Below are 6,000 nucleotides of genomic sequence, written 5' to 3' on the forward strand. Positions count from 1 at the left end.
GAGGGATAGGATTTAAGTCACTTATTTTGACAATAAATCAATCTACATTTTAACACTAACCCGGCTAAGATGAAACTTTTCTAATCATGTAAATGCCGTAAAACCGCTTTCTTTCGCATTATCTCTGACTAAATTTACCCCAACCACGCGTTGTTGTGTCGACCCCCTATTTGGGAATCCCGTGATCGTTCAACAGCCACCATCACGAGACCACCCAACCTCAGGAGTAATCTTATTAATTTTACCAGATTCCCTAGTGAAAGTATTGCTTTTTTGCATAACAGTTGCTTAACAATCCCATGACAACTGGTCGAATGGATGAACCCCCTTAATGATTGCGCCACACCGGCAAGCCCCGAAATGTGCCGTCAAACGGTCAGAAAATCTCGCTAACACCTATCTTACAAATGACATTGGCGCCTTGCAAAAACGTCCCTCTAATGACCACGGGCTTGGGCGGGTGAACGAACAAACGTGGCCGGCTAGGGGGTCTCTATGTATTGGATGGTTCAAAGCATTCTGAGCTGAGCACTAAAAAAGCACCACGCAAGGCAGTGCTTCGTTAGTAACATTATTGGTTTATTGGTCGTCGGCTTCGATCAAACCATAGCGGCCGTCGTTACGACGGTACACAATGCTAATGCCGTTCGTTTCAGCATCTTCATAGATAAAGAAGTCATGGCCTAACATATCCATTTGCAGGACGGCCTCTTCATTATCCATTGGCTTCAACGAAACGCGCTTGGTCCGAACAACCTCTAGCTTCTGACTGTCAGCTGGATCCGATTCCGTAGCTTCCGGTGCGAAGTCAAGGTTCTTGTAGCCCTTCTCCCGGGACTTACGGTTAACTTTGGTCTTGTACTTGCGAATTTGCCGTTCCAGCTTATCGGTAACCAAATCAACACTTGCATATAAGTCCGGAGAAGTTTCCTCTGCCCGTAATGTCAAGTATGGGAGTGGGATTGTTACTTCAACCTTCGCTGTCTTGTTTTGGTAGACCTTCAGGTTGACATGCGCAATTGCCTCAACTTTGTTGTCGAAATATTTCTCCAACTTGCTGATACGCTTTTCAACGTAATCCCGTATTGCGTCAGTAACTTCGATGTTTTCACCACGAATATTAAATGTGAGCATAAAACTTCTCTCCCTTCAACCAAGATAAACTCGGTTTGCTCAGCATTAGAAGGACCACTCTTCTAATATGCTTTGCTTACTATTATTATAATAGAAAGCCCTATCAGAAACAATTATTCTCACGAAATTTAATCGGCTTCAGCGCGCTAAAGTCAGGCTAGTAACCGCTTTCGCACCACCTAAATAAATTTGCGTCGCCGCGTGCCGCAGTGTTCGTCCCGTGGTGTAGACATCATCCAGCAATAAAACCCGTTGATTGACCAGGTCTGAGGCGATTCGGGGATCCAGCTGAAAGGGCTGTGGCGTCAGTAAGCGTTGCGCCCGAGTCTTAGCCGATTGTGGTTGGTCCTTGTGCGTGGCTCTGACCACCAACGCCTGCTGATAGGGCTGACCGCGCAACCAGCCGGTCACCTGATTGAACCCCCGTGTCAGCCACGTCTGTTGATCGATTGGGATCGGCACCAAGACGTCGTAGTTTTCCTGCTCTAAAGCCTGCTGAAGCGGTGCTTGTAGGGCTTTGCGTAAGGCGTAATCTCCTTGGAATTTGTACTGCTGCATGTAGGCTTTCATCCCCGCGTCATAGCGAAAGAGCGCCCGGTTTCTCAGGGCCGCTGTCCCCCACCGTTCACAGTCATGGCAGACCGCAATCGTCTCCTGCTGACGCCCACACGCGGGACAATGTTGGGCCGTAATCGGGGTGAACTTATCCTGACAACGCGTACAGAGCGGCGGGACCGGCAGTGGCCGCCACGTCAGGATGTCACGCAGCGTAACCCTCGGCTGAAAGGCCTGCTGACACCACACACAGTTGGTCATGGCCACCGTCCTCCCCGTTGCTTGCCCTGTCGATTGAGCTGATCAATCATCCGCTGCGCTTGCCGCACTGTCCGGGTCTGACTTTGGACGTAACAGGTCACCTCTCCCTTGGGAAAATCGGCACTTCTCCCGGCTCGACCGGCAATCTGAACCAGCGCCGCAGTGGAAAAGACACCATCATCACCACCTAGAATCACCACCGCAATATTGGGAAAAGTGACTCCCCGTTCCAAAATCGTGGTCGTCACCAGGAAGGGGACCCGTTGCTCGCGCAGTGCCTGTACCTTGGCCGTCCGCTGCTCATCTGCCGCGTGCACCCCGACCCCACCACAAATATCGGCCTGGCGCAGCGCGGCCATGACGGTTGTCAGGTCACGAACGTGCGGCACAAATAATAAGAACCGTTGCCCTGCTTGACGATAGGCGCGTAACCGCCGAATGAGCGCAGGCGGTAGGCGGTGTTTGGCCAAGGCTTCCCGCCACCGCCAAGCCAACCGGACGCGTAACCGGGGCAGTAGAAACCCATGGTACCGTAACGGCAAGTAGGTTGTCGCCACGGTGTGCCGGCGAATCTGCCGCTGTAGCGCCTCTCCCGGCGTCGCGGTCAGGTAGAGATGCTGGCCCGTTGTCTTCTCCGCGCGTGTAATGGCGCCTTGTAGCAGCGGACTGGTGGCCAAGGGAAAGGCATCCACCTCATCCACAATGATCCAGTCGAAGGCCCGCTCGAATCGCAACAACTGGTGAGTGGTGCAGACCGTCAGTTGACTGTACGCGTAAGGTATCGACTGCTCGCCATACAATAAGCATTGGCTAGTCGTGCGAAAGGCCTGCTGAATCCGCGGTGCCAATTCCAGACAAACATCGACTCGGGGCGATACCCAGGCCACCCGCCACCCCCGTGCCAGAGCCCAGGCCAATGCCGGATACACGATCTCGGTTTTCCCGGCGCCGGTAACCGCCCACAACAGTTGGTTCTGTCGCCGTTGGACTAAATGAAGAACCGCATCCGCCGCCCGCTGCTGATTGTCACTGAGTGTTCCCGTCCAGGTCAGCATGGGTTCCGCCGGGATTGCAAACCGATTGGGTTCCGGAATAGTGTATAATTTAGTCTGTGACGTCAGTCGCCCCATCTCTAAACACTGACGACAATACCAGGCACCATTAGGTAGCCGATCCGTGGGGGCTAACCACTGTTGACAGCGTTGACACCGATAACGTTGGCCCACGGGTTGTACCGCAAGCATGCCCGCCCCCAACTGGGGGATCGCCGCCTTGGCTGGAATCCGCCGGCCAAAGAATTCTGATAACTCATTCATCACGTTCTGCCCCTCTCGTGGTACAGAACCTAACTCCGTAAAAAGCGGCTAAATATTTTTGAGAAAGGTGTTTTTTTATGGAAACTGATTACTTAACCATCCAAGCCACCGGCCAACACGCCATTGAAATCAAAAAATCACGCTTCATCACCGACATTGCCCGCGTGACGACCGAAGACGAAGCCAAGGCCTTCCTCGCTGCAGTCAGCACCCGTGAAGCGAAGGCAACGCACCATTGCTGGGCGTACGTCCTCGGTGAACACAACGAGATTCAACGGGAAAGCGACAACGGCGAACCCTCGGGAACGGCCGGGGTTCCCATCCTCACCGTGTTACAGCGCAACCAACTCCACAATGTGATCGCCGTGGTCACCCGATACTTTGGCGGCATCAAGCTGGGGGCTGGCGGACTGATCCGCGCCTACAGCAACGCCACTTCCACGGCGATCGAGGCCGTGGGCGTGGTCAAACGCGTGCGCCAGCAGGAGATTGCGATTACCGTGGACTATCCTAATTTTGACCGGCTCACCCACTACCTCACCGAGGAGAAGATCGCCGTTCGTGACACCGCCTATACTGACCAAGTCACCTTGACCATTGCCGTGGATTTAGCAGCCGTGGATGATACCCGCGCGGCCATGACGAACCTACTCAGCGACCGGTTGACCATGAAGACCGGCGCCGTCATTTACAACGAGGTCCCCGTCGAGATCAACGCCAGCCACCGCACGGACGCCTAAGCCCCCGTATTTTTTCTAACATGAACGTCTGGAGAGTGGGACAAAAGGCGATTAGCTGGTGAGCATTAAGGCAGATAGCCGAACAATCCCGGGCTTGGATTGTTTGGTTATCTGTTTTATGTGGAATCAGCTGCCTTTTGGTCCACGTTTCGGCAATTTAAATTCGGAAATACTAAGAGTCTGGGCGTTTTGTTCCAGACTCTTTTTAAATTGACCTGTTTCACCGCGCCCTAAAGAAACGTTGCCTACCAGCGTCCACTTATCGCCCTTAATCGGCTAAAATCAGATATAGCTAAAATGAATGGGTAGCCATTATTATAAAGTATTATACATAATCATCAATTGCCGGTACACTGTAATCACAGCCAAGGAAACATCTCGCCTAATGAAGATGACTGACAAGCTGAACTTGCCAGCTAACCATTAGCTTCGCCATTGGACTTTCTCACACATTAATTTAACTAGAAAACGAAGGAGCTATTCACATGCAAAATGCAAATTTAAAGTTAACGACGACTTGGGATAAGACTTTCCCCAAGAGTGACTTGGTCGACCACCAAAAGGTCACCTTCCACAATCGCTACGGCATTACCCTAGCCGCCGATATGTACACCCCGAAGGACGCTACCGGTCAACTCGCCGCGCTGGCCGTCAGTGGGCCATTCGGCGCCGTGAAGGAACAGTCTTCCGGTATCTACGCGCAAACGATGGCCGAAAAGGGCTTCCTAACGATTGCCTTCGATCCGTCATTCACCGGCGAAAGTTCCGGTCAACCCCGGTTCATGGCCTCACCCGACATCAACACGGAAGACTTCCAAGCGGCGGTAGACTTTCTCTCCGTTCAGCCCAACGTCGACTCCGAAAAGATCGGGATCATTGGCATCTGTGGTATGGGTGGCATGGCCTTAAACGCCGCGGCGCTGGACACCCGTGTCAAGGCGACGGCGACGATGACCATGTACAATATGAGTCGAATCAACGCTAACGGCTACTTCGACGACAACGATAACGAAGAAGACCGGCACCAAATGAAGGTCAGTCTCAACCAGCAACGAACAGCCGATTATCAAAGCGGGACTTATCAGCGTGCGGGGGGCGTGGTCGATCCCGTCCCAGCCGATGCGCCCCAATTTATTCAGGACTACCACGACTACTACAAGACCGACCGCGGCTACCACGCCCGTTCCGTCAACTCCAATGACGGCTGGAATGTCACGGGGACGATGTCTTTCATTAACCAACCGATCAACCAGTATGCCAACGAAATTCGGAGTGCGGTCCTGATGGTTCACGGTGACCAGGCTCACTCCTACTATTTTAGTAAGGACGAATACAAGAAGATGACGACCAACTCTAACTACACCGATAACAAGGAATTTATGACAATTCCGGGCGCCGTGCATACCGACCTGTACGATGGCGGCAAGAACCGCGATCTGATTCCATTTGACAAGTTGGACGCCTTCTTTCACCAATACCTGAACTAGATCACATCTCACGAAACGCCTAAGCCCCGTCTTTTTCCTTCACTTTGAGCTAAAAAAACCGCGTGCCACCGAAACATATCCGGTAGCACGCGGTTTTTAAGTTGCTTAATTAAAGGTTGAAAGTTCACGAACACACTCCAGTCCCCAGCTGGTAAGGCCTATCGCCATTAATTTAGTCATCAACGACCACCTGCGGCTACCAGAGATTCCGGCGCTGTGGGGACCGCCTGCGGCCTGAGAAGCGGTCCTCCGGCTCGGTTTGAAGTCTGATAAAGACCATCAGTCTCCAAACACGTCCCGCGCTGTAAGCTGCTGCACAGCTAACACCGCTGTCACGGCTACCTCCATCTCTGACTGCCTCCGGTTACAGTGGTTGAAATCGACTAAATGTGCGATGAGATCGCTGGAGTGGCAACGTTCTGCCAGTTTAATTCGATACACCTCATGTAGCCGTGAGTGAGTCAAATTTGGTCTCAGCCGTGGGATTTTTCAAGTGGTCTGCTTGAA

General features: G+C 52.5%; 5 protein-coding genes. 2 read left to right on the forward strand and 3 right to left on the reverse strand.

What is annotated here, in order from left to right:
• Positions 1-579: 579 nt before the first annotated feature.
• From hpf to HEQ50_RS05960, 3 genes are all read right to left on the reverse strand, one after another.
• On the reverse strand, positions 580-1,134 hold the full coding sequence (hpf, locus tag HEQ50_RS05950) for a ribosome hibernation-promoting factor, HPF/YfiA family (RefSeq protein WP_168899610.1): 555 nt from the start codon (positions 1,132-1,134) through the stop codon (positions 580-582).
• A gap of 138 nt (positions 1,135-1,272) precedes the next feature.
• Positions 1,273-1,950 carry a ComF family protein gene (locus HEQ50_RS05955; RefSeq protein ID WP_168899611.1) on the reverse strand — a complete coding sequence of 226 codons (678 nt, stop codon included), beginning with the start codon at positions 1,948-1,950 and terminating at the stop codon, positions 1,273-1,275.
• Complete coding sequence (locus HEQ50_RS05960) at positions 1,947-3,266, reverse strand: DEAD/DEAH box helicase (RefSeq protein ID WP_168899612.1); 1,320 nt, start codon at positions 3,264-3,266, stop codon at positions 1,947-1,949. Before HEQ50_RS05960 ends, HEQ50_RS05955 begins: the two co-directional genes overlap by 4 nt.
• Positions 3,267-3,343: 77 nt before the next feature.
• On the opposite strand from HEQ50_RS05960, the gene HEQ50_RS05965 reads away from it, so the two are divergent.
• Together HEQ50_RS05965 and HEQ50_RS05970 are read left to right on the forward strand one after the other, a co-directional pair.
• Positions 3,344-4,006 (forward strand): YigZ family protein, encoded by a 663-nt coding sequence (locus tag HEQ50_RS05965; protein ID WP_168899613.1) that lies wholly within the window; start codon positions 3,344-3,346, stop codon positions 4,004-4,006.
• Between the two features lie 485 nt (positions 4,007-4,491).
• Positions 4,492-5,493 carry an alpha/beta hydrolase gene (locus HEQ50_RS05970; protein ID WP_168899614.1) on the forward strand — a complete coding sequence of 334 codons (1,002 nt, stop codon included), beginning with the start codon at positions 4,492-4,494 and terminating at the stop codon, positions 5,491-5,493.
• Positions 5,494-6,000: the final 507 nt, after the last annotated feature.

It is taken from the genome of Lactobacillus sp. HBUAS51381, assembly GCF_012641095.1.
In the GTDB taxonomy this organism is placed as follows: domain Bacteria; phylum Bacillota; class Bacilli; order Lactobacillales; family Lactobacillaceae; genus Levilactobacillus.